Origin of the sequence: Pseudomonas sp. B392_1p, from assembly GCF_052245235.1 — a bacterium.
GTDB classification, from domain to species: Bacteria; Pseudomonadota; Gammaproteobacteria; order Pseudomonadales; family Pseudomonadaceae; genus Serpens; species Serpens gallinarum.
The window spans coordinates 1-25,698 of the sequence record NZ_JBQPXM010000010.1; the positions used below are offsets into that span (position 1 = coordinate 1).

Sequence of the window (25,698 nt, forward strand, 5' to 3'; positions counted from 1 at the left end):
CTGCTCAAACCAGTTTTTCAGTGTTGTGGCGGAGCTATTCATCGTTGGTGCCTCCCGCTGCGAGGTTCTGCTTGATGTGGGTCAGCCGCTGCGAGAAACCTTGTCGCTCCAACGCTCTGGCCGTGTCCTTCAGCGCAGAGCGCAGCGGGTAGCCGATTTCTTCTTCAAGCTGCGCGACGACCTTGAAGGTCGCGGTCCAGTGCGAGTTCAGCTTCGCCACCAGTTTCTTTCCGACCGGCGTCAGCTGGATAACGCTCTTGCGAGCATCCTCGCCGCGCTGACGGGAAATCACTCCGTCAGCCTCCATGTGGCCGACTGTCTGGCTGATGGCGCCCTGGGTCAGATGGGTACATGTGGTGATCTCCGTAACCGTGTGCGCGCCCGAACGGATGGCTCGCAGCACAGGGGTATAGCGTGCCCGGTAGTTCAGGCCCATCTGCTGGTAATGCTCCTCGGCCCCGAACTCCACCAACTCCGATACATAACGCAGCAGTTCGCCCAGGCCGGGCTCGTTGTTTCTGTTCATGGCGGCGCCTCCGACAGTTGGGAGTTAATTACATTAGCTGTAATGTACTTTGCAAGTCGTCCCGCCTTCCAGGATCGGCCCCGCTAAGGCGGAGAGTGGAGTGCGCCAAAAAACGAACTTTCCCAGCCTGGGGTTGAAGACCGCGTTGGTCAGGAAGCGACATGCTCTGTAACGCTCAAGGCAAGTTGCGCGGCTAGAATCGATATCAGTCCCGTGGAGATTCAAGATGATAAATAAAAATACGGTCTGTCTCTGGTACGACGGCACTGCGTTGGATGCTGCGACGTTCTACGCCGAGACGTTTCCGGATAGCGCGGTGGGTGCTGTCCATTGCGCCCCTGGCGATTATCCTGCGGGCAAGCAGGGTGATGTTCTGACTGTCGAATTCACGGTGATGGGCATCCCTTGCCTCGGGCTGAACGGAGGGGCGATGTTCAAGCACAGCGAGGCTTTCTCGTTCCAGGTTGCGACCAACGACCAAACCGAGACGGACCGCTTGTGGAACGCGATTGTTGGAAACGGTGGCCAGGAAAGCGCATGCGGTTGGTGCAAGGACAAATGGGGCCTGTCGTGGCAGATCACTCCGCGCGTTCTGACGGCCGCGATTACCAACCCTGATCGAGCGGCGGCCAAGCGCGCGTTCGAAGCGATGATGGGCATGCAAAAGATCGATATCGCTGCAATCGAAGCTGCGCTGAAGGGTTAAGCAGCGGCCTTACCGTAATCAGCCATGCGGCTTGGCCTGCACTCGCTCACACAAAACGCCGCCCAGTCATTCATCAATGCCCGGCGCTTCTCCAGCAGATCGGAGCGCGAGTAGGCGGCTTCGGTCTGATTGCGCTCAAGGCCAGTTCACAGACTTCACGCGGATAGTGGGTGAACTCGTTGGGCCGAGTGGGTCGGTGCCTGAGATCGGTTGCCGCCCTGGCCGGTGCCGGCATCGTCGTCAGCGGCGACCAGCTAGGCCTGCCTTACGGCATCTCCGCCCTGGCCGGAGGGCTACTGTGCTTTGGCCTGCGGTTCATGGCGATTCGCTACGGCTGGCATTTGCCCGTTGCGCACTTGTCTGCGCAGGGGAGGGCCGGGGTGGAGGGGCGAAAGGATGGGGGTGACAACTAGCATTACAGCCGGTAAGCGACCTACGGAACCCGCGAGGAGTATGTTTGAATCGCCCCTGGTTTGTAGGTACATCCGAGCGGCTGCTCCTGGCCGATGTCTGCCTCTCGTTAATGGCTGCTTTGGGTCCGGTTGTTGTCGGTCATGAATGACCGAAACCGATCCCAAGGGTAAGCAGCGGGTTTACCGCAATCAGCCCTGCGGCTTCAAATTCGTCTTGCGTGGCAAAGCGCACCATCTGCGCACGGGCGCCGGTGAGGATAAGCAGGCGGGTGGCAGTGGCAGCAGTTCCTCGCGCTGGGCGAGGGTGTTCATGAGGGCAGGCACATCCTTGCCAGCGCATGGCCGGGAAGTGTTGCCGCTGACGAGCCTTGCGCTTGCGCCTTACGCAAGAGGTGTTTAGGTGGCCACGCCAGCGGACGGGGTTTTCGCCTTCGCGGAGGCCTCGCACCTGTGCGGCATCGAGCACCTTTTCGATCTGATCGACCACGGCCAACTTAAAAGTCACGGAATAATCACGCTGGGTCCGCTTAACACCTTGATCCATCGAGACCTCCAGATTCTCGAGAGAAAGGTGTAAACCTTATTCAGGACGGGACGATGGACATAAAAAAGCCGGCTTGTGGCCGGCTTTTCTTCGGTGCTTTGGCTTATTTTTGGTAAGCCGCAGCAGCCTTGATGATTTCGGCGCGGGCCGCTTCAGCGTCGCCCCAGCCTTCAACCTTGACCCATTTGCCCTTCTCGAGATCCTTGTAGTTCTCGAAGAAGTGCTTGATCTGCTCGATCAACAGCGGGGGCAGGTCGGTGTATTCCTTAACGTCGTTGTACAGCTGGGTCAGCTTCTCGTGCGGGACGGCGATCAGCTTGGCGTCGCCGCCGGCTTCGTCGGTCATGTTCAGCACGCCGACCGGACGGCAGCGGATGACGGAGCCTGGAGCGACCGGGTAAGGGGTCACGACCAGCACGTCCAGGGGATCGCCGTCGTCCGCCAGGGTGTGCGGGATGAAGCCGTAGTTGGCCGGGTAGAACATCGGGGTGGCCATGAAGCGGTCAACGAACAGGCAATCGGTGTCGTGATCGATTTCGTATTTGATCGGCGCGTGGTTGGCCGGGATTTCGATGGCGACGTAGATGTCGTTCGGCAGGTCTTTGCCGGCCGGAAGTTTGCTGTAGCTCATGGGTGATGGCTCCGTGGGCGGCCGGTTTCTGGCCTGGGGGCGAAAAAAGTGGCGGGATTATAGGGACATTCCCAGTCATCGACCACCGCTATGCGCTCAGCTGTCGTTCGATTGTTGATAGTCCGGGTGCCGAGCCTGCAGTTCTTTTAGGCGCGCCAGCGGATCCTGGCGGTAGAACAGTGCAAGCTGGCGATATACCGCTGGGAAGGCTGGATGCAGCAAATCCGGGGCGGTGAAGAAATATTCGCTGGTCACCGCAAAGAATTCCGCCGGATTTTCAGCGGCGTAGGAATCAATGGGCGTTTCGGCGTGCGGGTTGGCATCCAGCGTGGCGTTGAGGCTGTCGTAGGCGCTTTGCATGGCCTGGGCCCAGTCCTGCAAGCGCATGTCGCGGTGCAGGGGCGGCAGGCCGTTGGCACCACCATTGAGCATGTCCAGCTTGTGTGCCAGCTCGTGGATTACCAGGTTGTAGCCTTCCCAGCCGCCGCTTTCCTGCACGCCGGGCCAGGCGAGAATGACCGGACCTTGCTGCCAGGCCTCGCCGCTGCGAGCGTCTTCGTATTCATGCACGACGCCGCTGCCGTCGCGGTGTTTTTGCGGGCTGACAAAATCATCGGGATACAGCACCAGCTCGTGGAACCCCTGGTACCAGTTCAGCTCGGGCAGCGCCAGCAAGGGCAGTTGGGCCTGGGCGGCCAGTCGCAGGCGAGCGAAGGCGTCCAGTTCGACGCCCGGCAGGGCGGTGAGTCGCTTGGCATGCAGAAACAGGATGCAGCGTTCGCGCAAACGCTCCAGTGCAGGGGTATCGAGACCGTCCAGCAGGGGCAGGCTGTCGAGAACGGCCTGCCACACGCTGGGCTCGATTGGGGAGCGGGCGAGGACGCGCTGCCGCCGCCAGGCGCGAAAAGACCACATGACAAGGCCTCCAATGGGGGAACTCACCATAATCGTCCGCGCAGGGGCTGGGCAAGCGGCTCACAACAGGGTGCTTTTTCGAGGATAAGCCGGGCGGGGTGGAGAAGCATCAGAGCGGAGAGCCAAGCCCCGCATGCCGGGTCTGGCGATTGGCAGGGCTTGCTCCCACAAACCGGATCAACCGGTAAAAAGAACGACCCCGCTTCGTGGGCAAGGCCGTGCTTCCGCCCTGAAATCGTGAAATCGCCGGGGCGGGAGCGGGCGCAAGATTATCAGGTAGAACTGGCCGGTCAATTTCCATTATCGAACGAGCGTTTGATAACTGAGCGTTCTAGCCGCACTGACCCGCCCGCTCTGGGACGGGGCATAACACGCACCACCGTCGCGGCGCCTTGTTTACCAGGAGGCGTTTGGTTGGATTGCAGGCCACATCGGGGTGCTATCGCATGCTTACGGTGCCGGCAACCTTGCCGTGCCTCTTGGCCTGCGGCGCGTCGCCGCATTAGAGTGATGCGGTGCACAGGAGTTTTTATGCAGCTTGATCTTGCTACCGGTTGGTTTACCGACCTGCGTCATTGCCCGTCACCTAACTTCAATGCCCGTCCGGCTGGGGAGATTTCCCTGCTGGTGATTCATAACATCAGCCTGCCACCCGGCCAGTTCGGTACCGGCAAGGTGCAGCAATTCTTTCAGAACTGTCTGGCCGGCGATGAACACCCCTATTTCGCGGATATCTGGCAGTTGCAGGTGTCGGCGCATTTTCTGATCGAGCGCGATGGCATGATCACGCAGTTTGTCTCCTGCCTGGAGCGGGCCTGGCACGCGGGTGTTTCCTGCTTTGCGGGTCGGGAGAACTGCAATGACTTCTCCCTGGGTATCGAGCTGGAAGGGACTGACGAGCAGCCTTACAGCGATGCGCAGTACGAGGCGTTGGTGGCGCTGGTGGCCTGCTTGCGTGCGGCCTGGCCGGCGATCACCCCGCAACGTGTCTGCGGCCATAGCGATATTGCGCCAGGGCGCAAGACCGATCCCGGTCCGGCGTTTGATTGGCAGCGTTTGCGCGCGTCTCTGGTTACGCAAGGAGCTTCGTCATGAGTTTTCTGGTGTTGCTGTTAGTGGTCTGGCTGGAGAAGTTTTCCTCCTGGCGCCAGCGTATCCAGCGAGATGAGCCCTGGTTGCGGCAATTGGCTAAAGCCGAGGGCAATTCAAGGTTGGTCACCAAACCCTGGCTGACTCTGATGCTGCTGGTTGGCGTGCCCTTGCTGGGCCTGGGTGTGTTGCTGTGGCTGCTCCAACCCTTGGCTTATGGCTGGCTGGCGTTGCCGGTGCATTTGCTGGTGCTGCTTTACAGCCTCGGGCGCGGCGATCTGCAGACGGCACTTGGGCCGTTCCGCGATGCCTGGCGGCGAGAAGACGGCGAAGCGGCGTTGCTGGTCGCCGAGCGGGACATGGGTGTCGTGGCGGAGGATGTCCAGACCCTGCTGATCCGCGTGCAGGACTACGTGGGCTGGCAGGCACATCAAGGATTCTTCGCAGTGATTTTCTGGTATGCCCTGCTAGGCCCACTGGCCGCCTTGGGCTATCGCTTGGTGGCGTTGGTCGCCGAGCGGTCACTGCACCTGGACATGCGTGAACACGCCCAGCAGGTGCGCCACGCCCTGGATTGGCTGCCGGCACGAGCACTGGCGGCGAGCCTCGGGCTGGTTGGCAACTTTGTCGCCCTCAACCGCGTCTTGTTGCCCGAGCTGCTGAACTGGGCACTGCCGATTCCCCGTCTGGTGGGCGACGCCTTCCGGGCTGCGGGCGAATGCCAGGCGCCGCAATTGGGTGAGGCGGGCGTCACCTGTCTGAATAACCTCTGGCAGTTACTAGTGAGGGCGGGCCTATTCTGGTACGCGGTGTTTGCCCTCTGGACCCTTTTAGTCTGACGTCTTCCCACGCTTTTAAGGAGGGTTGAGCGATTCGTCGCAAAGGTCACGAGTGTTTACGTTTAGTTACCCACAGCGAGGACGATATCGTTTATAGATAAGGCAAGTTGCCACTGCGCTTGACAGCGAGGGTGAGGCTGTCGAGTTGCAAGGTACGGTGACCAATAAAAAGGAATAATAATAAAAGAGGTGCGTGATGAAGACGCTGCTGTCCCCTGCCATGGCACTGATGAACCGGCTGAGCTTCGCCAAGAAATTCGGCCTGATCAGCGTGGTGTTCTTCTTGCCCATTTTGGTTACCAGCTTCTATCTGTTGCGCGATGCCTATGAGCAGTTCATACGCACCGAGGCGGCGCGTACGAGCCTTTCTCTGCTGGGTGACAGCCTGGCCGTGCGGCGTGAGTTGGGCGATCTCAAGGATCTGTTGATCATCCGCGCTCGGTCACCACAAACCGATCGCCAAGCCCTGGACACACGTATTGCCAGCTTGCAGGACGGCCTGCCGACGCGCTTGCAGGGTTTGGCGGCGCCGCTGCTGGGCGACCGTCAGCGCGAAGCCATTGAGCAGGCGCGCAATGACCTGTTGCACCGTTTGCAAAGCATTCTTGCGGAAACCTCTCACGCTAACCAGGCGGCCATGGTTGAGCGACTGCACGGCGAGGCCCAAGTGTTCGTCAGTCTGGTGGGTGGCGAGAGCGGTCTGAGCCAGGACCCCGAACGTACCGTGCGCCAGCAGATCGAGTTGTTTACCCGTGGCACGCCAAAGGTGCTTGACCTGATCAGTCAGGTGCGGGCCATTGGCTCCAGCGCCCTGGGTCAGGGGGCGCTGACGTCTGCCGACAGTAACCGCCTGGATGAATTGCTGACGGGAATGGATCAGCTGCGCGGTGAATACGCACTGAGCCTCGACGCTGTACTGCGCGACATCCGTGCTGCGGAACGCCTTGCCGAGCCGGCGCGACGGAGCCAGGGCAGCCTGGCGCGCGTCAGCGAGTTGCTCGATGAACAACTGATCCTGGCCGACACTCTGGATGCGCCCTGGTTGCAGTTCTTTGATCAGGTCAGCCAGGCGCTGGCCCTCACTCACGGCCTCGAAGATGCCACCCTGGCGGTGCTCGACACGGCGCTGGGCGAGCGCCGCGATGCCCAGCGCAAGCAGATGATTCTGCTGGTTGGCGCCATGCTGGCGGTGGTGCTGCTGATCGCGTACTTGTACGCCGCCTTCTTTGTCTCCATTCGCACAACCCTGAAATCCCTTGGCCGCACCATGAAGCATGTGGCTGCCGGCGACCTGACTGTCGAGTGCCGTGTCGACAGTCGCGACGAGCTGGCCGAGCTGGGCAAGGTATTCAATGCCAGCGTGGCGCAGATCCGTGTGCTGATCGAACGTGTGGGGCACACCGTGGGTGAGGTGGATAACCAGGCGCGACGCGTGGAGGCGATTTCCGCCCAGAGCCATCAGGCGGTCACCGAACAACGCAGCCGTATCGAGCAAGTGGCGACCGCAATGAACGAGATGTCCGCTACCGCACAGGAAGTCGCGCGCAGCGCCGCTGCGGCAGCGGTCAGCGCACAGGGTGCGAATGAAGAAACCGAGGGTGGGCGCACGTTGGTAGGCACCCAGGTCTCCGGCATCCAGGGATTGGCCGGCGACCTTGAACGTTCGGTGGACGTGATCAACCGGCTGGCGGGTGACAGTCAGGCCATCGGCCAGGTACTGGACGTGATCAAGACCGTCGCCGAACAGACCAATCTTTTGGCCCTGAACGCCGCCATCGAGGCTGCACGGGCTGGCGAGCAAGGGCGCGGTTTTGCCGTGGTGGCTGAGGAAGTGCGCAATCTGGCCCAGCGTACCCAACACTCCACGGCGGAAATCGAACAGATGATTGCCCGCTTGCACCAAGGCGTGGGCGCGGCGGTAGAGGTCATGCACTCCAGCCATCAGCAGGCCGATACCACGGTCAGCCATGCCGGGGCGGTCCAGCAGGCGCTGGACAATATCCTCGCCGCGGTGGGTAACATCGTCGACCAGAACCAGCAGATCGCCACGGCAGTGGAGCAGCAGACCGTGGTCGCCCATGACATCGATCAGAACATCGTGCAGATCAGCCAGGCCGGAGAACTGACCTCGGCGGGTGCCAGTGAAACTGCCGAGGCCAGCCGTGAGCTGTCTGGCTCGGTGGCGCGCTTGCAGCAATTGATCGGGGCGTTCCGCGTTTGATCACAGACCTTTTGGGGAGTCGCTGAGTAAACGGTAGGCCTAGCGCCAGCCAAACAGGGTGCAGCTGTTGCGGTAGCTCGCCGCCGCCAGATCTTCCGGCGTAACGCCTTTGATGCGTGCCAGTTCCGCGCAGATTTGCGGCAGGTATTCGGGGCTGTTGCGCTGGCCTGGATGGCTGGCGGGGGCGATGTCCGGGGCATCGGTTTCCAGCACGATGGCGTCCAGCGGCAATTGCGCAAGCACCTTGTGCATGCGCTGTGCCTGGGGCCAGGTGCCGGCGCCGCCCAGGCCAACATAAAAGCCCAGCTTCTGGTATTCACGTGCCTCCTCGTAACTGCCGCTGAACGCATGGGCGATGCCACCGCGCGCGGGGCGCAGGCGTTTGAGCGTGGCGATAACATCGGCATGGGCGCGTCGCACGTGCAGCAGAACCGGTAACTCGAACTCCATCGCCAATTTCAGCTGAACCTCGAACAACGCCTGCTGGGCCGGCTTGTCCGGCTGCTCGATGTAGTAATCCAGGCCGATTTCGCCGATGGCGCACAGTTTGTCGTGGCCGGCCAGGCGCTGCAGCCAGTCGCGCAACTGGGTCAGGTGTTCGGGACGATGGCGGTCGAGAAAGGCGGGGTGCAAGCCCAGGCTGGCATACAGGCCTGGCTCGACGCTCACCAGATCCCACAAACGCTGCCAGTGCGCCTGGTAAACGCCGATCAGCACCTGCCGCTCGACGCCCAAGGCCCGACTACGGGCCAGCACGGCGGGGCGGTCGGTGTCGAAGTCGGGGAAGTCGAGATGGTTGTGGGTGTCGATCAGGAGCATGAACCAGGAGACCTGTGGTGATATACGAAAGGGGACGGCTTCGCCCGCTGCGAGGTGATGGGATGCAGATACGCCCGTCGCGCTGGATACTCCGCCGCCCTATGCTGTTGCGACTCGGCGGCCGCTCGGCTTTGGCGCGAGGCAGTGGGTGGATAGCCTAAACGAAGAGATTAGCGGTTCGCCAATCACCGCCCGTGTTTGCGCGTTAATAGCTCTTTGATATGCCTGACCTTTACAATGCGAGCATGACTTATCTCCCCATGCCCTCATGAATACCCCCGCGCTGCAAGGCAGCGTTTACCTTGTCGACGACGATGCGTTCATTCTGCAAGTGCATGCCGATCTGCTGCGTTCAATCGGCTTGAATGTGCACTTGTTTACCTCGTCGCGGGCCTTCCTGAACGAGTATGTCTCCTTGCCCTGTGAATGCATTTTGTCGGACCTGCGCATGCCCGAGGTGGGTGGTTTGCAGTTGCAGACAGAGCTGTTGGAGCGCGGCGTAGACACGCCCATCATTTTCATCACCGGCCATGCCGATGTGGCGACCGCCGTCGAGGCGATGCGCCGTGGGGCGTTCGATTATGTGGAAAAGCCGGTGCATGGGCAGCAATTGCTGGATCGCGTAAACGCCGCGTTGGAGCTCAGTCGCGAGCGGCACCGGGAGCGCCTGCAGCGGCAGGCTCGCGACGCGCGCCTGGCTCTGCTGACGGCGCAGGAGCGCAAAATCGTACAGTGGGTGGTGCAAGGCCATTCCAGTCGCGAAATTGCGGAGTTGGCGAACCTGAGCGTGCGCACCGTGGAGAATCATCGGGCACGCATCATGGACAAACTGCACGTCGGCTCGGTGGTTGAGCTGGTTCGCCTGTTGCTCTGACCAGTAAGCCGAAGGGGTAGTTTCTCTCGGATGCCTTGAGTAGTTCTACTCATGCTGGCACACCGCCATGCGCGCACAATTGCGCGTTTGCGAATAGCGGTGGAGTTGAGCGGTCATGCGACATCCGAATGCGGCACGGGTCCTGGCACTGGCCAACGTCATTCTCTGTGGGTTGTTGGCCGCGTCATGGTGGTGGGGCGTGGCGTGGGGTGTTCTGGTCCTGCTGTTGCTGGTTGTCGTTCAGGGGCCGTCGGCTACCGACACGCGGGCAACTCACGTCGACGCTGTTGCCCAAACCCCGCCCCACGAAGGCTTGCGGGCGCTCGTGGCGGGTGTTCTGCCTCTGTGGGGGCAGCACTTGACACTGGCTCGCGGTCAGGTCGGCGAAGCCATCACAGGGTTGTCGTCCGGCTTCGCCGAATTGAGCCAACGCCTGGGCACCAGTGCGTCGCAAAACGGACACGAGCAGAGCGGCCGCGCAATTGAAACCATTCAGCGTGCCGAAGAGGGCCTGCACACCATCACCGATGCATTGCTGCAGACCCAGCAGTACCGCGGCCTTCTCCTGGCTGAAATTGATCGTATCGCCAGCCACACCCACGAACTCAGCCGCATGGCCGATCAGGTTGGCAAGATTGCGGACCAGACCAACCTGCTGGCACTCAACGCCGCCATCGAGGCCGCGCGGGCCGGCGAGGCGGGGCGTGGCTTTTCCGTGGTGGCCGACGAGGTGCGCAAGCTCTCCAGCGAGTCCGGGCAGACCGGCAAGCTGATCCGCGAAACGGTGGTCACCGTCACCGAGGTGATCCACAAGGCGCAGAACATCTCCGCGTCCTTCGCCACCCGTGAGCAAAGCCTCGTCCAGGAATCGCAACAGCTGGTCGAGCACATCGTGCACGACTTCAACGAGACCGCGACGATGCTGCAGGGCTCGCTGCAGCAACTGCATCAGGAGCGGTATGACCTGGAGCGCGAGATCAACCAACTGGTGGTGCACCTGCAGTTTCAGGACCGCGTCGACCAGATCATGGGCCACGTCAGCGACGACATGCAGCGCCTCGAACAGGCCAGCGGAGCCGATCTACCCGATGTCGCAGAGTGGCTGCAACGGCTCAGTGGCACCTACACGACACTTGAGCAGCGCGCGCTGCACGAGGGCCGCAACGCAACGTCGGCCGGCGCTGCTTCTTCCGTTACTTTCTTTTGAGGGAAACAAGCATGAGCAAAACGATTCTGGTCATCGACGACTCGGCCAGCATGCGTCAAATGGTCGGCCTGACCCTGCGTGGCGCCGGCTACACCGTTGTCGAAGCGCAGGATGGCAAGGACGCGCTGAGCAAGCTGGACGGTCGCAAATACAACCTCATCGTTTCCGACGTGAACATGCCCAACATGGATGGCATCAGTTTCGTCAAGGCGGCCAAGCAACTGGCTGCCTACAAGTTCACCCCGGTCATCATGCTCACCACCGAGGGCAGCGACGACAAGAAACACGAAGGCAAGGCCGCCGGCGTGCGTGCGTGGATCACCAAGCCGTTCCAGCCGCCGATGTTGCTCGATGCTGTCTCCAAGCTGGTGATCTGAGCCCATGCCCGTACTGCCGACCTCCCCGGACACAACGCTGCACCTGGGTGGGGCTTTCACCATCGAGCGCGCTGCTGAACTGCAGGCGCTGCTGCTGCACGAGCTGCAGCAAAGAACGCCCCAGGCCATCAACCTGGAAGGTATCAGCGAAATAGATTGTGCCGGCCTGCAATTGCTGCTGGCGCTACGGCGCCAGTTGCCATCCGTTCGACTGATCGCACCAAGCCCCGCCCTTCAGCAGATGTTTGCTCGGCTGCGGCTCAACTCTCTGCTGGATAACTGAGGAAGCCCATGGATATGCAAGCCGTGCGTAGCGTGCTGCTGGAAGAGGCGCGCGAACTGCTGGCAGATATGGAGCAGGCGCTGCTGGCAATCGAGACCCAGGGAGCCGATAGCGAGCGCATCAACGCGATTTTTCGCGCGGCCCATACGCTCAAAGGTTCGTCGGGCATGTTCAATCTGCAGCTGGTGGTCGACTTCACCCACCTGATGGAGAACCTGCTGGTTAACGTGCGCACGGGCGAGCAGCCCATTGACGGGCCGCTGGTGTCGCTGTTGTTGAATTGTGGCGATTACCTGAGCCGGCTGTTCGACAAGGTTGCCCAGGGACGCGAGGATGAAGATCCCGACCCGGCCGTGCGTGCCATGCTGTGCGCAGCGTTGAGCGCGTACCTCGATGCCGCGCCTGAAGCGGCTCCTGGCCCGGCAGCAACTCCGTCTTCCACTAGCGGCACGCGGTGGCGCATCACCCTGCGACCGCAGGCGCAGGTGTTCGCCCATGGCTTGGACCCCATTCCGTTCGTGCACTACCTGGCCGACATGGGCGAGGTGCTCGACCTGCACGTGCTGCAGGACGATTTGCCGCCGCTGGCAGAACTGGACCCGGAGCGTTGCCACCTGGGCTTTGTGCTTGAGCTGAGAGCCGATGTGGAACGCAGCGCCCTCGAACAGGCGTTGGAATTCATCGAGCAGGATTGCGAGATTCTGATCGAGGCGTTGCCCACCGCCGTTGGCGACGTGCTGAGCGAAGACAAGGTGAGCACGCTCACCGAGCCAGCCGAGCGCAGCGGTGTGATGGACCCTGCGGAAATCAGCCGGGCCCGGGCTGCGGAGCAGGTCTTCATCAAGGTCGACGCTCGCAAACTCGACGAGCTGATCAATGCCGTCGGTGAGCTGGTGATCCGCAATTCCGCGTGCAACAGCCATCCCGCGATCCGCCAGGATGCGGAGTTGGGTGAACTACTCGAGGATGTGGGTCACCTGGTCGAGCAGATCCGCGACCGCGCCCTGAACTTGCGCATGGTGCCCATCGGCGAAGTGTTCCAGCGCTTCCCGCGAGTGGTGCGCGACGTGTGCAATGAACTGGGCAAGCGTATCGAGCTTAAAGTCAGCGGCGCCGAGACCGAGCTGGACAAATCCATGGTCGAGAAGCTGAACGACCCGTTGCTGCACATCGTGCGCAATGCGATGGACCATGGTATCGAGTCCGTCGAGGAACGTCTGGCCGCTGGCAAGCCCGCACAGGGCACTCTGGCGCTCAACGCCTATCACCAGTCCGGCACAGTCGTCATTGAGATCAGCGACGACGGACGCGGCCTGGACACGGATCGCATCCTGAAAAAAGCGCGGGAACGCGGGCTGGTGGAGCCAGACGCGCAGTTGACCGAGCGCGACATCTTCAACTTGATCTTCGCGCCGGGGTTTTCCACGGCGGACAAGGTCAGTGACCTGTCTGGGCGCGGTGTGGGCATGGATGTGGTGCGCCAGAACATCGAACAGCTGCGCGGCACCGTGGATATCCAGAGCACCCGCGGAAAGGGGTCGACCTTCCGCATCCAGTTGCCGCTGACGCTCGCCATCATCGACGGCTTCCAGGTGGCCGTGGGGGACGACTACTTCGTCTTGCCGTTGAACCTGGTCGTTGAGTGCCTGGAGTTTAGTGAACAGACGAATGAGGTGGTCAACCTGCGCGGCCAGCCTTTGCCCTACCTGCACCTGGCCGATCGTTTTGGCATCGCTCGAAAGCCTGCCGCCCGCGAGTGCCTGGTTGTGGTGCAGAGCGGCGAGCACCGTGCCGGCATTGTGGTGGACCGCTTCGTGGGTGAAATCCAGGCGGTCATCAAGCCCCTTGGCAACCTGCTCAGAGGCATGCGGGGCTTCAGCGGTTCAACGATTCTCGGCGACGGCAGCGTCGCCCTGCTTCTCGACATTCCGGCGCTGGTCAGCAGCGCCGTCTGACGGGCATCTCCCGTCGCTCAATTTTTTTGATTTCAAGCGTGAGGCGTAACGATGAATTGGTTCATGAAACTCAGTCTGGCTAAAAAGTTGCTCAGCGCATTCTTTACCCTGGCGCTGATTGCTGCGGGAATGGGCCTTTACAGCCTGAGTAACCTCATCTCGGTCGGCAATTCGCTGCACCGGATGTATGAGAACAACTTGGTGGCGACCTCGAAAGCGCAAATCGCCTTTCGTGAATACCTGGTTTACAGCCGTACCGCACTTCGCTTCTTGACCCAGGAAGGCGAGGAGCGTGAAAACAACATTCAGCGGGCCATTGAATACCGCCAGCTTTCCCAGGCCGCTTTCGACGATTACCGCAAAACGGCGGTGACCAAAGAGGAGAACGTCATCGCAGACAAGATCCAGAAGGGGCTGAATGCCTACATTGAGGGGGTGCAGGACGCGGTGAGACTGGCCCGGCAGGGGCGTAGCTTAGACGGATTGGAGCTGTTGAACGGATCACTGCGTGCGGTAAACCACCAAATCGAAACCGACTTTGGTGCGCTGGTTGGCGAGATGCTGCAACAAGGCGCAGCCGCCGATCAGAGTGCTCGGGATACTGTGGCTTCGATGAAGATCGTCATGGCTATTCTCATTGCGTTGGCCACCCTGTTCGCGATCGGCTTCGGCCTGTTCCTGACCCGTATCGTCGTGCGCCAGATCGGCGGCGAACCGGACTATGCCCGTGACGTGGTGAGTCGCATCGCCGAGGGCGACCTGACGGTAAAGGTGAATCTGCGCAAGGGCGACGAAGACAGCCTGCTTGCAGCAATGCACGGCATGGTGCAACGCCTGACCGACGTGATCGGTCAGGTCACCTCTTCCGCCGATTCGCTGGCCTCCGCGTCCGAACAAGTGTCGGCCTCGTCCGGCACCCTGAGCCAAAACGCCACAGAACAGGCGTCCAGCGTCGAGGAAATCAGCGCCTCCATTGAGGAAACCGCTGCCACCGTCACCCAGAATGCCGAGAATGCCGGCCTCACCGACAGCATGGCCACTCAGTCCGCCACGTCCGCCAAAGAAGGCGGCAATGCGGTACGCGAGACGGTCGATGCCATGAAGTCCATCGCGGACAAGATCAGCATCATCGACGACATCGCCTACCAGACCAACCTGTTGGCGTTGAATGCGGCCATCGAAGCGGCCCGTGCTGGCGACCATGGCAAGGGCTTCGCCGTGGTGGCGGCCGAGGTGCGCAAGCTGGCCGAGCGCTCCCAGGTGGCTGCACAGGAAATCGGCGCACTGGCCGGTTCCAGCGTGAGGATGTCCGAGCGCGCCGGCACCTTGCTGGAAGAGATGCTGCCCTCGATCGGTCGCACCGCCGATCTGGTCAAGGAAATCGCCGCTGCGTCCCAGGAGCAGCGTTCGGGTATCGATCAGATCAATGGCGCCATTGTCGAGCTTTCCAAGACCACGCAGGCCAACGCCTCGGCCTCTGAAGAGCTTTCCGCCACGGCGGAGGAAATGAGCAGTCAGGCCCTGCAGCTGCAGAGCGTCATGCAGTTCTTCACCACGGAACAGCGTAGCGAGCGTGTACCGACCGCAGCGCGCAGCGCGCGCCCAGTGGCCAAGCGTGGCGTCTCCAAGACCGTTGCGGTGACGGATACCGTCGACGAAAAACTCTTCGTTAATTTTTGAGGTGTTCCATGGCCGAGTCCGAGGAAAATCTCGAATTGGTACGTCAGTACCTGATGTTCAATCTGGGCGGTGAGACCTATGGCGTGGGGATTCACGCCATCCGCGAAATCATTGAATACCCAGGCGTGACAGCGATTCCGCTGGCACCTCGCTTCATGCATGGGGTGATCAATCTGCGCGGCGCGGTGGTGCCGGTGCTGGACCTGTCGGTGCGCTTTGATCGCGCACCCACCGGCATCAATCGTCGCACCTGCATCGTGGTGGTGGAGGTGGCGCAGGGCGACACCCTGCACATGCTGGGTGTGCTGGTCGATGGCGTGACCGAGGTGCGTGAAGTGGAACCGGCCGAAGTGGAGCGCAAGCCGCAGTTCGGTATTGGTCTGCGCAATGACTTCGTCATCGGCATGCTGCGTCGCGAACAGGGCTTCATTCCAATCCTCGATATCGCCTCGGTGCTGTCCATGGCCGAGCTGGAAGCGCTCATCGAAGCAGGCGCAGACCCTGCCGGCGCAGCTACGGCTGCTGATTAGGGGATATGTCCATGCTGTCGCTCAGCCCCGCGTCCTTGCGCAGGATCCAGGAATGGGTCTACGAAACCGCTGGCATTGTCATCAATGCGCAGAAAAGCGCGATGGTGGTAAGCCGGCTATGGCGCCGGGTAGAGGCGCTGGGGCTGGATAATTTCGAGGCCTACCTCGCTTACGTGTTCAGTGCTGAAGGTACGGCGGAGCGCAGCGAAATGCTCGATCGCCTGACCACTAACGAAACCTACTTTTTCCGTGAGCCGGCGCATTTCGCCCGGCTCAAGAGCCAGATACTGCCCAGCCTCAAGGAGCGCCCGGCCAGGATCTGGTGCGCGGCGGCTTCAACCGGTGAGGAGCCTTATAGCCTGGCGATGGTGCTCGCCGACCAGTTGGGCCTGGACGGCTGGCAGCTGGTGGCCAGCGATATTTGTGGCCGCGCTCTGAACCAGGCAAGTCGTGGGCTGTATCGCATGGAACGCCTGGAGCTGCTGCCGATGGAGTACCTCAAGCGCTATTGCCGGCGTGGCACGGGGGCTTATCAGGGCATGATGATGGTGGATCGGGAACTGCGGGAGCGGGTGCGCTTCGAGCAGCATAACCTGCTGCATTCCTGGCCCGAGGCTGGAGGCTTCGATGTGATTTTTCTACGTAACGTTCTGATTTATTTCGACCAGCCGACGCGTCAGCGGGTGATCGACAATCTCTGCGCAGCGTTGCGTCCAGGCGGGTGGTTGATCACCGGGCATTGCGAGTCCCTGGCCGGCATTCGTTTGCCGCTGCAGCAACTGGCGCCGTCGGTGTATCGAAACACTGAACAGCGCGCGGTGCACAGGGTGTCGGCATGATCAAGGTCATGATCGTCGACGATTCGGCGGTGGTGCGCTCGTTGTTGCGTGAGCAACTGGAGGCAGAACCGGACATCGACGTGATTGGTGTCGCACCTGATCCGCTGTTCGCGTTCCAGAAGCTGCGCACCCTGCGTCCCGATGTGCTGGTTGTTGATGTGGAAATGCCGCGCATGGACGGGCTGACCTTTTTGCGTCAGCTGATGCTGGAGGACCCTATCCCCACCATTGTGTTTTCCTCCCTGGCCGAACAAGGCTCGGCGGTGGCGCTGGATGCCATGGATGCCGGCGCGGTGGCGATCCTGTGCAAGCCCGGGGCAGGGGTGAGTCAGTTCATTCAGGAACAGCGCGCGCAACTGGTGCAGACGGTGCGTCAGGCAGCCTCCAGCCGCATGCGCAGGATAGGCCGCACGGTCAAAACCAAGGTGCGTAGCGTTGCACCGCTGGCCAATGTCGCTGCACTGGGCCGCACCACCGATGCCATCGTTGCGATCGGAACCTCAACGGGTGGAACCCGGGCGCTGGAGTTTCTCCTCAAGCAGTTGCCCAAGGACTGCACGGGATTGGTGATCGTCCAGCACATGCCGGCCAACTTCACCCGGCAGTTCGCCCAGCGGCTCAATGGTGCCTGTGAAATAGACGTTCGTGAGGCGCAGGATGGTGATCGCGTCATGCCGGGGCGGGCCCTTATCGCGCCGGGCGGCTTGCACCTGAGCGTGCGACGCAATGGTGCGCAATACCAGGTAACGGTGCAGGATGGCCCGCCGGTGTCGCGGCATAAACCTTCGGTGGACGTCCTGTTCCGTTCGATTGCCAAGGCAGCGGGAAGTAACGCACTCGGTGTCATTATGACGGGCATGGGCGATGATGGCGCCCGTGGGTTGAAGGCCATGCGCGATGCAGGAGCCTTTACCGTGGCTCAAGACGAAGAGAGCTGCGTGGTGTTTGGCATGCCCAAGGAGGCCATCCGCCTTGGCGGGGTCGCGCAGATTTGTAGCCTGGACGAGATACCCGAGCGAATCGCCCATTTTGGGCAGAGAGTATGAAATCAACGGAACGATCTATGTGTGCAGCGTTGCCCGAACTCCCCGATGCCGTCCGGCAGCGAAAGGGACTTATCGTCGAAGACAGCCCCTTCCAGCGTGAACTGCTTGGCGCATTGCTGAGGGAGTTTGGAATCGCTGACGTTCAGCAGGTTGCCGATGGGGACGCTGCGTTAGCGCTTTTGCGCGAGTGCCGCGATGAATTGCCGCTGCTGCTGATCGATCTGGAAATGCCGGTCATGAATGGCATTGAGCTGCTGCAGCGCTTGATTGAGGAACATATTCTCGCCGAAGTGCTGATCATCAGTGGGCGTGAGGAAGCGCTGATTTCTACCGTTGAGGGCATGCTGCAGGCGGCGGATATGCCGTTGCTGGGTAGCTTGCAAAAGCCCATCGTGGGGCAGGACCTGCACCGGCTGCTATCCACCGCGGGCGAGAGGCGAGCTGGCTCAAGGCGCCGTGTCTTGTCACGGCGCTCGCCGGACGAGGCCGAACTCGATGTGGCGATTGAGCGGGGCTTCATCCACCCTTTTTACCAGCCCAAGGTGCACTTGCAGAGCGGGCGCGTGACGGGGTACGAGGTGCTGGCGCGTTGGGTGGAGCCTGACGGCGAATTGATTCACCCGGCCGACTTCATTCCTCTGGCAACGGGCTGCGGATTGCTCGGCAAATTGACGTTCAGCCTTGTGGAGCAGGTTCTGCAAGATCTGTTGGGACTGACGGATGACTCGATCAGCATGGCGCTCAATGTCGATATCAGTCTCCTGGCCGACCGCCATTTTGCTGATGAGCTGATCCATCGGGTGGCTGCGGCCGGCTGCCAGCCGAGCCAACTGGTGCTGGAAGTGACCGAGAGTGCCTTGATGAACGATCCGATGCTCACCCTGGCTTCGGTGGGTCGCTTGCGTCTGGCAGGTTTTGGTCTTTCGATCGACGACTATGGCACTGGATTTTCCACCTTACGCCAGCTTTCGCGTTTGCCCTTTACCGAACTCAAAATCGATCATGCCTTTATCCGCGAGGCGCACAAGAACCAGCGAGCGCGGGCTATTTTGTGCTCAGCCATCGAGATGGGGCACAAGCTCGGTTTGCCCTGTGTTGCCGAAGGTATTGAGCACCCTGAAGATCTTTTGTTGCTGGAATCACTCGACTGCCATTCCGGCCAGGGCTACTTTTTTTCACGCCCGATGCCAGGCGAGCAGCTGGCTGGCTGGCATCAGCGGCATGCGGGTCGCACGTCACTTGCGCAGTGGATTGACGGGTGAAGCGGGGTACAAGGTGTTCCTGGCTGCTCGCTCCGGCAGGCGCGTGCCTGCTACTGGTACTGATCACCCTAGCGACCCTGCAGGCGGTGGAGGGCAAGTTCGGCGACTGTGATGCCGCGCAGTTACGCGAAAAGGTACGCGTATTCGCAGTGGACGAGGCCGGCAACCGGCGCCCACTGGGCACGGTAGGCTATGCCGAGAATCAGCTCGACTACAGCAGTGCTCCCCAGACAGGCGCAACGCTATGGCTGGACGAACTCGAGCTGGGCCTGCATGTAGAGCACGATTTGCAGTTGTTGCGCGACACGCATCGGCTTGCGCGAAACCTGATACTGACACTCTGCGCCGTGGCCATTGCTTTGGTGATCTGGCTGACGATGTGGACGCGGCGAAACCGCAAGCATCTCGCTGAGCGCGAGGTGCTCTATCACCAGGTACTCAACCATCTGCCTCTGATGGTGCGCATTCGTGGCCTGACGGGCCAGGTGAAGTTCGAGAACCGGGCGACCTTGAAGTCTGAGGAGGTTGCCCGATGGGGTAGCCTCAACCTGTCGGACATTAACCCCGGCAACGAGCTACCCCCATTAACGCGTGTTCTCTGGCAGATACAGCGAGACACGCTGCACTCAGAAGCTCCTCAAACACGGCATTTTGAAACCGGCGAGGTGGAGCATCCTGATTTCAGAGCCTACCGGCTGATTTCATTTCCGATTCATGACACGAATGGCCAACCACGAGCCTTGGGCAGCCTGGCCATCGATGAGACTGAGCAGGCACGTGTACGGCACGCGTTGGCGAGCTTGGCCACCGATCTCGACAGGCAGGTCCAGGAGCGAACCGCCGAGCTGATGGAGGCTAAGGAGCAAGCCGAGACCGCTACGCAGGCCAAGGCCAATTTCCTGGCGAACATGAGCCACGAGATTCGTTCGCCCCTCAACGCAGTGGTGGGACTCACGCACCTGGCCCGGCGCGCAAACTCTGAGTTCAAGGTGAACACCTATCTGGACAAGATCATCAAATCGGCAGAGCACTTGCAGAACGTGGTCGGCGATATCCTCGACTTCAGCAAGCTGGAGGCCGGAGAAATGCAGGCCGAGCGGGTGGAATTCTCCCTGCAGCGTCTGCTGGACAGCGCGGTGGACATCGTGTGGGAGCGTGCCAGGGACAAGCCGCTGCAGCTCGTTGTAGATGTGGACCCGCAATTGCCAGGGCTGTTCTTTGGCGACCCGCTGCGCATTGTGCAGATTCTGATCAACTTCATGGACAACGCGATCAAGTTCACCGAGCGCGGCAGCATCACGTTGCGAGTGCGCCAGCAAGAACAGGGTGAGGGTCATTGCCGGCTGTGTTTCGAGGTGCAAGACAGCGGCATCGGTATCCCTGCCGCCCGGCTGGATGAGATGTTGAAGCCCTTTCAGCAACTGGATGACTCCACGACCCGCCGCTACGGCGGCACAGGTTTGGGGCTGGCCATCAGCGCGCAGTTGGTGACCCTGCTGGGTGGGCAGTTGGTGATCCGCAGTGAGCTAGGGGCTGGCAGCTTGTTCGGGTTTCTGCTCACCCTAGAAATTGCACCTGGTACGCCAGTGCCGGAAGAGGACTATGGCGATGTGCTCACTATGCCATCCGTGCGGGGCCGGCACGTTCTGCTAGTCGAGGATGACCCGCTGAATCGCGAGGTCGCTGGTGAACTGTTGGCGGCACTGGAGCTGCGAGTCACCTCGGTGGTAAACGGCGCCGAGGCCTTGCGGCAACTGGCGAGCGACCCGAGCATCGATCTGGTCCTGTTGGACATCCAAATGCCTGTCATGGATGGGCTGGAAACCATACGCAGGTTGCGCCCCGGCCATCCTGATCTCCCTGTCATCGCCATGACCGCCAACAACCTCAGCGGCGACCGCGAACGCTGCTTGCAAGCAGGCATGAGCGACTACCTGGCCAAACCCATCGACCCGCAACACCTCGAGTCCGTGCTCGAGCGCTGGCTGGGCCGCCGATCACAACAGGCCCTCGCTCTGCGCATTCCCATCCCGGCCGAGGGGGGATTACCCGCCATTCCAGGCCTCGAGCAGCATGCCGCACTGGGACGTCTGCTCAACAATCATGAGCTGTACCGCAGCCTGCTGCACCGCTTTGTCGATGATCACGCGGATGTGGCGGACAAGCTCTACGCCAACCTGACTCAACAGCAATTCGCGGACGCGCAGGAATCGCTGCATCGATTCAAGTCAATGGCCGCCACTCTAGGCGCTGAGCGCTTGCAGGAACTCAGCGTGGATCTGGAGCTGTGCCTGCGGGAAGGGCGTGCCTGGGGCGGGATGTATGAGCGTTTCGTTGCTGAATTCGACCGATTGTTGAAGGCGATCAAGGCTGGGCTGGCCTCTTGAGGGCAAAGGCGGATGAAATAACCCGCCGTGCGCCGACCCCGGGCAAGGAGTCGCGTTGTCAATCACATCACCGGCCGTCACCGAAAATCTCGACTGCGCACCTCCAGGCCGGTCAGAAGCGGGGAAAGGTCGGTCAGTCGGCCGGCGATGACATGGCGTATGCCATCCGCCGCTTCCAGATGACCATCGACGCGCAGTAGCTGTGCTTGCACCAGTGGTCGTCTCTGGCGCTCTGCCAGGTCGTGCCAGACGATCACATTCACCAGTCCGAATTCATCTTCCAGGGTCACGAAGACCACGCCGCTGGCGGTCTGGGGACGTTGACGGCCGATGACCAGGCCGGCAACGCTGATTGGCGGGCCAGGTTCGGCCACGAGTAACTCCTGCGAGCTCCGACAGCGCATGGCCTTGAGCTGGCCACGCAGCAGCGTCAGCGGGTGTGGGCCCAGGGTAGTGCCCAAGGTTGCGTAGTCGGTGAACATGTCCTCGCTCACCGTGGGCAGTGGCAGGCTTACTGATGTCTCCTCGTCGGCCGAAAGACCGGCAAACAGCGGTAGTTGAGGGGTTACTCCCGCCACGGCCCAGCGCGCCCGATAACGGTGGCCGGCCAGGTCGCGCAAGGCGCCGGCATCGGCCAGGCGTTCGCGGGCGACAGCGTCAAGGCCGGCGCGCAGGCTCAGGTCTTCGACCGACATGAAGGGACCCGCCTGACGAGCCGCCTCAATGCGCTGCGCATCGGCCTGGCGAAAGCTGCGAATCATGCGTAGCCCCAGGCGGATTGCCGGTTGCGGGCCGCCGGCATCCTCCAGGCTGCAATCCCAGTCGCTGCAACACACATCAACGGGGCGCACGTCGATGCCATGGCGACGGGCGTCCTGCAGCACCTGATCGGGGCTGTAGAAGCCCATCGGCCAGCTGTTCACCAGCGCGCAGGCGAAGGCGGCTGGCTCGTGGCATTTCAGCCAACTGCTGGCGTAGCTGAGCAGCGCAAAGCTGGCCGCGTGGGATTCGGGAAAACCGTAGCTGCCAAAGCCCTTGATCTGCTCGAAGATGCGCGCGATGAATTCGGGTGGGTACTGTTTGGCGAGCATGCGCTCGGTCAGCCGCTCACGGTGTTTTTCCAGGCCGCCATGGCGTTTCCAGGCGGCCATGCTGCGGCGCAGCTCGTCGGCTTCGCCCGGGGTGTAATCAGCGGCAACCATGGCCAGCTCCATGACCTGTTCCTGGAACAACGGTACGCCCAAGGTGCGCTCGAATACCGGGACCAGTTCCTCCGAGGCGTAGAGCACCGCCTCCTCGCCGTTGCGCCGGCGCAGGTAGGGATGGACCATGTCGCCCTGGATCGGCCCGGGACGCACGATGGCCACCTGGATCACCAGATCGTAGAAAGTCTGCGGGCGCATGCGCGGCAGCATGGCCATCTGCGCACGCGACTCGATCTGGAATACGCCGATGGTGTCGGCGCGGCTGATCATGCGGTAGGTGGCCGGGTCCTCCTGGGGCAGGGTGGCCAGGGTCCAGCGCGTGCCGCGATACCGCTTGATCAGGTTGAAGCAGCGGCGCAGTGCGCTGAGCATGCCAAGGGCAAGCACGTCGACCTTGAGCAGACCGACCAGATCCAGATCGTCCTTGTCCCACTGGATCACCGTCCGCTCGGCCATGGTGGCGTTCTCTACCGGCACCAGGGTGGCCAGCGGTTGCTCGGAAATGACAAAGCCCCCCGGGTGCTGGGACAAATGGCGAGGAAAGCCGATCAACTCGCCGGTAAGCGTCAGCACCCGATGTAACAGCGGGTTTTTCGGATCGAAGCCGGCCTCCATCAGGCGTTCGGTAGCCGGCGGTTGATCGCTCCAGCGCCCGCAACAGTCGGCCAGGGCATTGATTTGATCGGGTGGCAGGCCAAGCGCCTTGGCCACATCACGTACCGCACCGGCGCCATGGTAGGTGCTCACCACGGCGGTGAGCGCTGCGCGCTCCCGGCCGTAGCGGTGGAAGATGTACTGGATGACTTCCTCGCGGCGCTCGTGCTCGAAATCGACGTCGATATCCGGTGGCTCGTTGCGCTCATGGGACAGGAAACGCTCAAACAGCAGCCGGCTGCGCGACGGGTCCAGCTCGGTGATGCTCAGTGCAAAACACACCGTTGAATTGGCTGCCGAGCCGCGCCCCTGGCAGAGAATGCCCTGTGCGCGAGCCCAGCGGACAATGTCATGGACGGTCAGAAAGTAGCTTTCGTACTTCAGTTCGGCGATCAGCGCCAACTCATGATCGATCAGCGCCTGTGCCTTGTCCGGCACCCCATCCGGCCAGCGCGCGCGCGCTCCCTGATTGACCAATTCACGCAGCCAACTGGTCGCAGTGTGTTCGGCGGGGACGAGCTCTTGCGGGTACTGATAGCGCAACTGGCCCAGCTCGAAAGTGCAGCGTTCGGCAATGCGCAGGGTTTCGGCGAGCAACTCGGGCGGGTAGAGCTCGGCCAGCTCCTCGCGGCGGCGCAAATGACGTTCGCCGTTGGGGTGCAGGTGGGCGCCGGCCTCGCTGACCGGCAGGTGATGGCGGATGGCAGTCATGCAGTCCTGCAGGGCTCGGCGCCCGCGGGCGTGCATGTGCACATCGCCGCAAGCGACGGCCGGCAGGTCGCGGGAAGTGGCTATTTCCAGCATGTGCTGCAGACGCGCTGCATCGTCCGCACCGCGGTGCAGTTCCACCCCCAGCCAAAGTCGCTGCGGGAAGCAGCCCCGCAGCCAGATGGCCTGCCCAGCGTCATTGTCCGGTAGCCAGATGGCCAGCAACCCGTCCAATGGTGCGTCGAAATCCTCGCGCAGCAGACGATAACGGCCTTTTTCGGCGCGGCGTCGGGCCTGGGTGATCAGCCGGCACAGCGTCTGATAGCCGACCAGGTTCTCGACCAGCAGCACTAGCTTCGGGCCGTCCTCGATGCGCATTTCGCTGCCGACGATCAGGGGCAGATTATGCTCTTTGGCCGCCTGCCAAGCGCGCACGATGCCGGCCAGCGAGCACTCGTCGGTGATTGCCAGGGCGCTGTAGCCGAGACGGGCGGCACGCTCGAACAGTTCAGACGCGCTGGATGCGCCGCGCTGGAAGCTGAAATTCGACAGGCAATGCAGCTCGGCGTAGTCGCTCATGCGAACCACCCGTGGAGCATCAGTGACCCGTCGCCCACCGTCCTGAAGGCCCAGCCACGCTGGCCAGCGCGGGTTTCGATCAGGTAATAGTCGCGGCGCACATCGCCGCCGTCCCACCAGCCGGATTCGATGCGCTCCGGGCCACTCAATAGCTTCACGGAGCCTTCGCGCAGTGGCTGCGGCTCGGTCAACAGCCAGCCGGGGCGGGGGCCGCAGGGCGGCAGCGTCACGTCTGCCCACCGGCTGCTCCAGGCCCGTTCGGGACGATGGTCGGCGCGAGCGCCAAGCCCTTGCACGGCGTCGTCGCCAAGGCGCGCACGCAGCCGTTCGCGCAGCTGTTCCCAGGGCAGCGATTGCTGTGGACGTTCCTCGAACATCACGCGGTGTTCCGGCACGAACGGTGGCAAATCATGGGCCACCAGCCGTACTGCCAGAACCGGTGCCGGCAGTTGCTGCTGTTCAAGGCGACCACGGGTCAGCTCGAAGAGCATGGCTGCCTCACGCTCGGCGCTCAGCAGGCCGACCGGCACCTGACTGTCAGGGCGGTTGCGGTGTTCGAGGTGCAGGATGAAACGCTGCACGCCGCTGTCGCGCCCCGCCAGGTAGGCGGCGAGATCGGCGGTCAGCCGGCGCAGCGGGAAGAGCAGTGCCTGGTGCGACTCGACTTCAAAGTTCAGCTCGATGCGCCCCTGGAACACATCCGGCGGCCGGTAGAACTCCAGCGCCAGCGGGCGCTGTCCGAGCAGCCTGTCCAGCTGAATCAGCACCTCGGCAGAAAAGCGTTTGGCCAGGCCGTCGCGAGGCAGGGTGAGAATCTGCGCGAGGTTGCGCACGCCCATACGGGAGAGTGCGGTGGCAACCTCGCGGGAGAGCCCGATACGATCCACCGGCAACTGGCCTAGAGCCTGATGCAGTGCATTTCCGTCGTCCACTGCCAGGCCATCATGAACATTGGCCAGCGCTCGCGCGGCAGCGGGATTAGGCGCGAGGGTAATGCGGTGGCGGAAGCCCAGAGTGGTCAACTCTTTGCGCAGGCGCGCTTCGAAGCGCGGCCAGGGGCCGAACAGGCCCAGGCTGGATTGCACTTCGAGCAGCAGGCAGCGCGGATAATGCAGACTGACCTGGGCGCTGTAACGGTACCCCCAGGCAGCCAGAAACTGTTGGCAACGCTCAATCGCCGCCAGGTCGTATGGGGCGGTTGCGAAATTCTGGCTGAGTGCCTGGGCGGACGTGAGGGATTGGCCCGGCTTCAGACCAAGGGCGCGCGCTGCCGGATTGACCGCCTGCAGCCTGCGCCGCTGCGCCGGGCCGGCCAGCAAGACCAACGGTTCGTCTGGGTTTGCACGTTGGCGCAATTCGCCATCCATGGCCAGTTGCGGGAGCAGAATACAGGCCCAGCGCATAACGGT

The 25,698-nt window shown here is 62.0% G+C and carries 21 protein-coding genes and 3 pseudogenes; 16 read left to right on the forward strand and 8 right to left on the reverse strand.

The window, feature by feature from the left end; all coding sequences use genetic code 11:
- Nucleotides 1–34: 34 nt before the first annotated feature.
- Nucleotides 35–526 (reverse strand): MarR family winged helix-turn-helix transcriptional regulator, encoded by a 492-nt coding sequence (locus tag ACTV8E_RS14400; RefSeq protein WP_443199920.1) that lies wholly within the window; start codon nt 524–526, stop codon nt 35–37.
- A 226-nt stretch (nt 527–752) separates the two neighbouring features.
- Between ACTV8E_RS14400 and ACTV8E_RS14405 the strand changes: the two genes are divergently transcribed.
- Nucleotides 753–1,232 carry a VOC family protein gene (locus ACTV8E_RS14405; protein ID WP_443199921.1) on the forward strand — a complete coding sequence of 160 codons (480 nt, stop codon included), beginning with the start codon at nt 753–755 and terminating at the stop codon, nt 1,230–1,232.
- Here ACTV8E_RS14405 and ACTV8E_RS14410 read toward each other — a convergent pair.
- The 4 genes and pseudogenes from ACTV8E_RS14410 to ACTV8E_RS14425 all read right to left on the reverse strand — a co-directional run.
- Nucleotides 1,229–1,413: pseudogene (locus tag ACTV8E_RS14410) on the reverse strand (hypothetical protein); the annotation flags it as partial. The gene ACTV8E_RS14405 and the pseudogene ACTV8E_RS14410 overlap by 4 nt on opposite strands.
- Before the next feature lie 591 nt (nt 1,414–2,004).
- Nucleotides 2,005–2,189: pseudogene (locus tag ACTV8E_RS14415) on the reverse strand (IS3 family transposase); the annotation flags it as partial.
- A 103-nt stretch (nt 2,190–2,292) separates the two neighbouring features.
- Nucleotides 2,293–2,820 carry an inorganic diphosphatase gene (ppa, locus tag ACTV8E_RS14420; RefSeq protein WP_251834953.1) on the reverse strand — a complete coding sequence of 176 codons (528 nt, stop codon included), beginning with the start codon at nt 2,818–2,820 and terminating at the stop codon, nt 2,293–2,295.
- Between the two features lie 96 nt (nt 2,821–2,916).
- Nucleotides 2,917–3,735 carry a zinc-dependent peptidase gene (locus ACTV8E_RS14425; RefSeq protein ID WP_443199922.1) on the reverse strand — a complete coding sequence of 273 codons (819 nt, stop codon included), beginning with the start codon at nt 3,733–3,735 and terminating at the stop codon, nt 2,917–2,919.
- Nucleotides 3,736–4,266: 531 nt separating this feature from the next.
- On the opposite strand from ACTV8E_RS14425, the gene ampD reads away from it, so the two are divergent.
- The 4 genes and pseudogenes from ampD to ACTV8E_RS14445 all read left to right on the forward strand — a co-directional run bounded on the left by ampD (nt 4,267) and on the right by ACTV8E_RS14445 (nt 7,884).
- Nucleotides 4,267–4,830 carry a 1,6-anhydro-N-acetylmuramyl-L-alanine amidase AmpD gene (gene ampD / locus ACTV8E_RS14430; protein ID WP_443199923.1) on the forward strand — a complete coding sequence of 188 codons (564 nt, stop codon included), beginning with the start codon at nt 4,267–4,269 and terminating at the stop codon, nt 4,828–4,830.
- Nucleotides 4,827–5,663 (forward strand): regulatory signaling modulator protein AmpE, encoded by an 837-nt coding sequence (locus tag ACTV8E_RS14435; RefSeq protein ID WP_443199924.1) that lies wholly within the window; start codon nt 4,827–4,829, stop codon nt 5,661–5,663. The genes ampD and ACTV8E_RS14435 overlap by 4 nt, the downstream gene beginning before the upstream one ends.
- Nucleotides 5,664–6,843: 1,180 nt before the next feature.
- A pseudogene (locus ACTV8E_RS14440) lies at nt 6,844–7,026 on the forward strand (HAMP domain-containing protein); the annotation flags it as partial.
- 153 nt (nt 7,027–7,179) lie between these two features.
- Complete coding sequence (locus ACTV8E_RS14445; RefSeq protein ID WP_443200053.1) at nt 7,180–7,884, forward strand: methyl-accepting chemotaxis protein; 705 nt, start codon at nt 7,180–7,182, stop codon at nt 7,882–7,884.
- Nucleotides 7,885–7,923: 39 nt separating this feature from the next.
- Here the strand turns inward: ACTV8E_RS14445 and ACTV8E_RS14450 are convergent, their stop codons facing one another.
- The gene (locus tag ACTV8E_RS14450; RefSeq protein ID WP_443199925.1) at nt 7,924–8,703 is read right to left on the reverse strand and encodes a TatD family hydrolase; all 780 of its coding nucleotides are present in this window, start codon (nt 8,701–8,703) and stop codon (nt 7,924–7,926) included.
- A 268-nt stretch (nt 8,704–8,971) separates the two neighbouring features.
- On the opposite strand from ACTV8E_RS14450, the gene ACTV8E_RS14455 reads away from it, so the two are divergent.
- The 11 genes from ACTV8E_RS14455 (at nt 8,972) to ACTV8E_RS14505 (ending at nt 21,143) form a co-directional block, all read left to right on the forward strand.
- Nucleotides 8,972–9,577: a response regulator transcription factor gene (locus ACTV8E_RS14455; protein ID WP_443199926.1), complete on the forward strand. Its 606-nt coding sequence runs from the start codon at nt 8,972–8,974 to the stop codon at nt 9,575–9,577.
- A gap of 115 nt (nt 9,578–9,692) precedes the next feature.
- A complete protein-coding gene (locus ACTV8E_RS14460; RefSeq protein ID WP_443199927.1) occupies nt 9,693–10,784 on the forward strand; it encodes a methyl-accepting chemotaxis protein in 1,092 nt (363 codons plus the stop codon).
- An 11-nt stretch (nt 10,785–10,795) separates the two neighbouring features.
- Complete coding sequence (locus ACTV8E_RS14465; RefSeq protein WP_251834961.1) at nt 10,796–11,161, forward strand: response regulator; 366 nt, start codon at nt 10,796–10,798, stop codon at nt 11,159–11,161.
- A gap of 4 nt (nt 11,162–11,165) precedes the next feature.
- Entirely contained in the window at nt 11,166–11,444 is a 279-nt protein-coding gene (locus ACTV8E_RS14470; protein WP_251834962.1) for an STAS domain-containing protein, read from the forward strand.
- 8 nt (nt 11,445–11,452) lie between these two features.
- Nucleotides 11,453–13,399: a chemotaxis protein CheA gene (locus tag ACTV8E_RS14475; protein ID WP_443199928.1), complete on the forward strand. Its 1,947-nt coding sequence runs from the start codon at nt 11,453–11,455 to the stop codon at nt 13,397–13,399.
- Between the two features lie 63 nt (nt 13,400–13,462).
- Entirely contained in the window at nt 13,463–15,079 is a 1,617-nt protein-coding gene (locus tag ACTV8E_RS14480; RefSeq protein WP_443199929.1) for a methyl-accepting chemotaxis protein, read from the forward strand.
- 8 nt (nt 15,080–15,087) lie between these two features.
- Complete coding sequence (locus ACTV8E_RS14485) at nt 15,088–15,609, forward strand: chemotaxis protein CheW (protein ID WP_251834965.1); 522 nt, start codon at nt 15,088–15,090, stop codon at nt 15,607–15,609.
- An 11-nt stretch (nt 15,610–15,620) separates the two neighbouring features.
- Nucleotides 15,621–16,448: a CheR family methyltransferase gene (locus ACTV8E_RS14490; protein ID WP_443199930.1), complete on the forward strand. Its 828-nt coding sequence runs from the start codon at nt 15,621–15,623 to the stop codon at nt 16,446–16,448.
- Nucleotides 16,445–17,494 (forward strand): protein-glutamate methylesterase/protein-glutamine glutaminase, encoded by a 1,050-nt coding sequence (locus ACTV8E_RS14495; RefSeq protein ID WP_443199931.1) that lies wholly within the window; start codon nt 16,445–16,447, stop codon nt 17,492–17,494. The genes ACTV8E_RS14490 and ACTV8E_RS14495 overlap by 4 nt, the downstream gene beginning before the upstream one ends.
- A gap of 17 nt (nt 17,495–17,511) precedes the next feature.
- Nucleotides 17,512–18,756 carry an EAL domain-containing response regulator gene (locus ACTV8E_RS14500; RefSeq protein WP_443199932.1) on the forward strand — a complete coding sequence of 415 codons (1,245 nt, stop codon included), beginning with the start codon at nt 17,512–17,514 and terminating at the stop codon, nt 18,754–18,756.
- Nucleotides 18,753–21,143, forward strand: a complete 2,391-nt coding sequence (locus tag ACTV8E_RS14505; RefSeq protein ID WP_443199933.1) for a response regulator — start codon at nt 18,753–18,755, stop codon at nt 21,141–21,143. The genes ACTV8E_RS14500 and ACTV8E_RS14505 overlap by 4 nt, the downstream gene beginning before the upstream one ends.
- Nucleotides 21,144–21,220: 77 nt before the next feature.
- Here the strand turns inward: ACTV8E_RS14505 and ACTV8E_RS14510 are convergent, their stop codons facing one another.
- Complete coding sequence (locus tag ACTV8E_RS14510) at nt 21,221–24,289, reverse strand: error-prone DNA polymerase (protein WP_443199934.1); 3,069 nt, start codon at nt 24,287–24,289, stop codon at nt 21,221–21,223.
- A complete protein-coding gene (locus ACTV8E_RS14515; protein WP_443199935.1) occupies nt 24,286–25,692 on the reverse strand; it encodes a Y-family DNA polymerase in 1,407 nt (468 codons plus the stop codon). Before ACTV8E_RS14515 ends, ACTV8E_RS14510 begins: the two co-directional genes overlap by 4 nt.
- Nucleotides 25,693–25,698 lie beyond the last annotated feature (6 nt).